Origin of the sequence: Pseudanabaena cinerea FACHB-1277 (assembly GCF_014696345.1) — a bacterium.
Classification (GTDB): Bacteria; Cyanobacteriota; Cyanobacteriia; order Pseudanabaenales; family Pseudanabaenaceae; genus Pseudanabaena; species Pseudanabaena cinerea.
Map to the genome: position 1 here is coordinate 1 of NZ_JACJPY010000165.1, position 2,870 is coordinate 2,870.

General features: G+C 38.0%; 5 protein-coding genes. 3 read left to right on the forward strand and 2 right to left on the reverse strand.

Features of this window, described 5'->3' with window-relative positions; all coding sequences use genetic code 11:
- On the reverse strand, nucleotides 1-83 hold an 83-nt coding region (locus H6F44_RS23705), incomplete at its 3' end, for a helix-turn-helix domain-containing protein (RefSeq protein ID WP_190350305.1).
- 401 nt (nucleotides 84-484) lie between these two features.
- Between H6F44_RS23705 and H6F44_RS22485 the strand changes: the two genes are divergently transcribed.
- The 3 genes from H6F44_RS22485 (at nucleotide 485) to H6F44_RS24200 (ending at nucleotide 1,968) form a co-directional block, all read left to right on the forward strand.
- On the forward strand, nucleotides 485-1,222 hold the full coding sequence (locus H6F44_RS22485) for a hypothetical protein (RefSeq protein ID WP_190353313.1): 738 nt from the start codon (nucleotides 485-487) through the stop codon (nucleotides 1,220-1,222).
- A 125-nt stretch (nucleotides 1,223-1,347) separates the two neighbouring features.
- Complete coding sequence (vapB, locus tag H6F44_RS22490) at nucleotides 1,348-1,584, forward strand: type II toxin-antitoxin system VapB family antitoxin (protein WP_190353314.1); 237 nt, start codon at nucleotides 1,348-1,350, stop codon at nucleotides 1,582-1,584.
- Between the two features lie 99 nt (nucleotides 1,585-1,683).
- Nucleotides 1,684-1,968, forward strand: coding sequence for a type II toxin-antitoxin system VapC family toxin (locus H6F44_RS24200; RefSeq protein WP_407681887.1), 285 nt, complete (start codon nucleotides 1,684-1,686; stop codon nucleotides 1,966-1,968).
- Between the two features lie 161 nt (nucleotides 1,969-2,129).
- On the opposite strand, the gene H6F44_RS22500 is transcribed toward H6F44_RS24200, so the two are convergent.
- Nucleotides 2,130-2,696, reverse strand: coding sequence for a DUF6887 family protein (locus H6F44_RS22500; RefSeq protein ID WP_190353315.1), 567 nt, complete (start codon nucleotides 2,694-2,696; stop codon nucleotides 2,130-2,132).
- Nucleotides 2,697-2,870: the final 174 nt, after the last annotated feature.

Here is a 2,870-nt window from a genome sequence, read left to right on the forward strand (position 1 = left end):
CGAGCGCAACCCATCGTCCTCCTGAGCATGCTTTCTTGCGCCTGAGTTGGATAGAATCGGTACTTGAAAGCTTTTTGAGTCATACTTACATTATACTACTTGTTTTGTAAGATATCTAACTAATATAAAGCCGCACTAGAACGGCGGGGTTTTAAACCCATTTTTCTGATAAGTTGTTAGATTGCTTTATAACTGCGGTAAATGATTCTTTCATTATAGCTAAATCCTCAATGATTTGTATTCATCATAACTCATCAGCAATCTCTATATCAAGATAGCGATCGCCCCTCAAAAAAATTAACCAAACAGCGATCGCATCTCCACTCTCAAAAAACAGCGATCGCCCAACCAATCACCAAAAAAAACGAGATCGCTCAACCACTCACAAAAAACGCGATCACCGTAGATCTAAATTTTAAATAGCTGTGATAATAATCTGTAAATTGATACAATTGTGTTAGTTGTATCGCTAAAGGTGCAAAACATGAACTCTAAGATTATCGTTTTAGGATCAGTCGCTACGGTTGCCGTTGTAGTTACAAGTTGGTTTGGGTGGACGACGTATCAGCGTAGCGTCTATGAAGGTTTGTTGGCTTCTGCTGAAGAGATCACTACTAAAATTAGTAGTGACAATGCCCCAGCAAGTCTTGATGTTCTTAGTGCTAGACAGAAAAATATTGATGTAGCTATTTCTACGCTAAATAAGATTCCACCTAGTTCGGGAGATATTTATCGCAAGGCTCAAGAACGTTGGAATAAGTTAAAAGAACTTGATGCTCAACTCACGCAGAGAATAGAAAATGAGAAACTGGCGCTTAGTTCATTTGAGAAAGCTAAGTCTCTGCATGAGGAAATAGTGAAGGAGTATAACAGTCGCAATCTTTCCCTTGAAGAGTTACGAGTGAGTCTTGCCAGATATCAAGAGGTAATCTTCTTGTTAGAAAAGTTACCTGCTGACACTTCTATCGCTGCGGAAGTGAACAAAGCTTTGAAGGACTTTAGTAAAAGTAATGACACTATGCTGACTGCGTATCGTAATAAGGAATCTGCGGCAAGGGAAGTTGCTGAAAGGCAAAGGCAACAGGAAGCAGACAAACAGCGTCAACATGAGTTGCGTATGTTAGAACGTCAAGCTCAGTTAGAAATACAAAAGAGTATGGTTGAGTCAGCAGGTAGAAGAAGTGAAGCTATGATTAATAATCCCGTAAGATTTTGGGAGTAGATGATTGGTGATATAATTACAAAAGTCTCAAATAATCTCTAAAAATTCCATTAATTGGTTCTAATACAAATTGAGATATTTTCTACATAATCTTTTTATATTCATGAATGTGTAAGAGAATAACCATGATACAGACGACTTTTCAAAATATTGAAGAAAGCTTAAAGCAACTTCCCTATTCCTTACAGGTTGAAGTATTCCATTATATTGAATTTCTCAAAAGCAACTATGCAAAGCAAAGTATTCAAGAGCCAGAGATAAAGCAACTTAAAAAACGTGATGGTTTTGGCATTTGGCAAGGAAAGATTTCGATGTCAGAAGATTTTGATGCGCCGATGGAAGAATTTGAGGAGTATATGTAGAGATGAATGTACTTTTAGACACGCATACATTCATTTATAGAAGGAAATGCGAAATTAACTCAAAAAGCTAGGGATGTTATTGAGGTTTCAGGAGATAAAATATATCTGAGCATTATTAGTCTTTGGGAGATTGCTATTAAAACTGGCAAGAAACAGCTTACTCTTCAAAACGAATTTGATGATTTATTAGATGTTTTAAATTCGTTGGAAATTGAGATTTTAACAGTTACATTTGCAGATACACAAGTCTATAAAAATCTTCCTTTGCACCATGGCGATCCCTTTGATCGCATGATAATTTCTCAGGCAATAAATAACAGCTTAACTATTATCGGTTGCGATCAATCGTTTAATGATTATCCAATCCAAATACTGTGGAAGTGATAGATGAAGAATTATATTTGTAAGGATAATATTCAACCCCGATAATCAGCGATCGCCCATCCATTCTCATAAACAGCGATCGCCCCTCAAAAAATAAATCAACCCATCAGCGATCGCTTATCTCAGAATTAATCAAATAGCGATCGCTGTAATCGCAAGATCTATTTTTGAGGTTCTGCTTCTAGCCAACCTTTGACAGTTTCAATGGGAATGCTGACAAAGGGATTGTTTGTGAGAATTTTCACTGTCTCAATACCACCAGATTTAATGGCATTGAGCAATCGATCTTTCAAAGATGGGTCTTCTTTGACTTTGCGCTTAAGTTCCATTTTGGCAAGTGTTTGTTTCTCCTCTAAAGATCCTTCGGGATAATCTTGAGCTAGTTGGGTCAAAAGGGATTGGATTTCCGTTGCGGCACTTGTGAGGCTTTGTTGCTGGGCGTTAATAATTTGATTTCCTACGACATTACCAGCGACACCATAGACATTGCCGTGAAAGTTTTGGCTAACCATATTTGTGACTTCTTGCTGTTTGCGTTGCTTGTTTTGTTGAATGAAAGTTGCAAGTTTTTGGGGATCGACTATTGTTTCATCATTGATTGGGGTTTTGATAGCTTCTTGCTGAACTTTGTCCATGTAGGTGTGAAAGGCTTGCTCGTCATCACGGTGAGCCAACATATATTCCCGTAGTTCGGTACGAGTCATTTGTTTGTAATCAGGCTGGATCATCTCTATATCTCCACTATTTCGCCGTTACTACCAATTAATACTTCTGTTTCTGCTCCTGCGAGAATGTAAATAGGGCAGTGGTTCCGCCAAGTGAGGATACGAAAGGTATATATGGAGTCAGTCAGAAGACATATTGAATAGAAAACAACTGTGCCCAAGAAAGTCCCACTTCGA

Excerpts from the sequence above, each read along its gene's own strand:
- H6F44_RS22485 (WP_190353313.1), top strand. The coding sequence starts at position 485 with ATGAACTCTAAGATTATCGTTTTAGGATCAGTCGCTACGGTTGCCGTT.
- vapB (WP_190353314.1), top strand. The coding sequence starts at position 1,348 with ATGATACAGACGACTTTTCAAAATATTGAAGAAAGCTTAAAGCAACTT.
- H6F44_RS22500 (WP_190353315.1), bottom strand. The coding sequence starts at position 2,696 with ATGATCCAGCCTGATTACAAACAAATGACTCGTACCGAACTACGGGAA.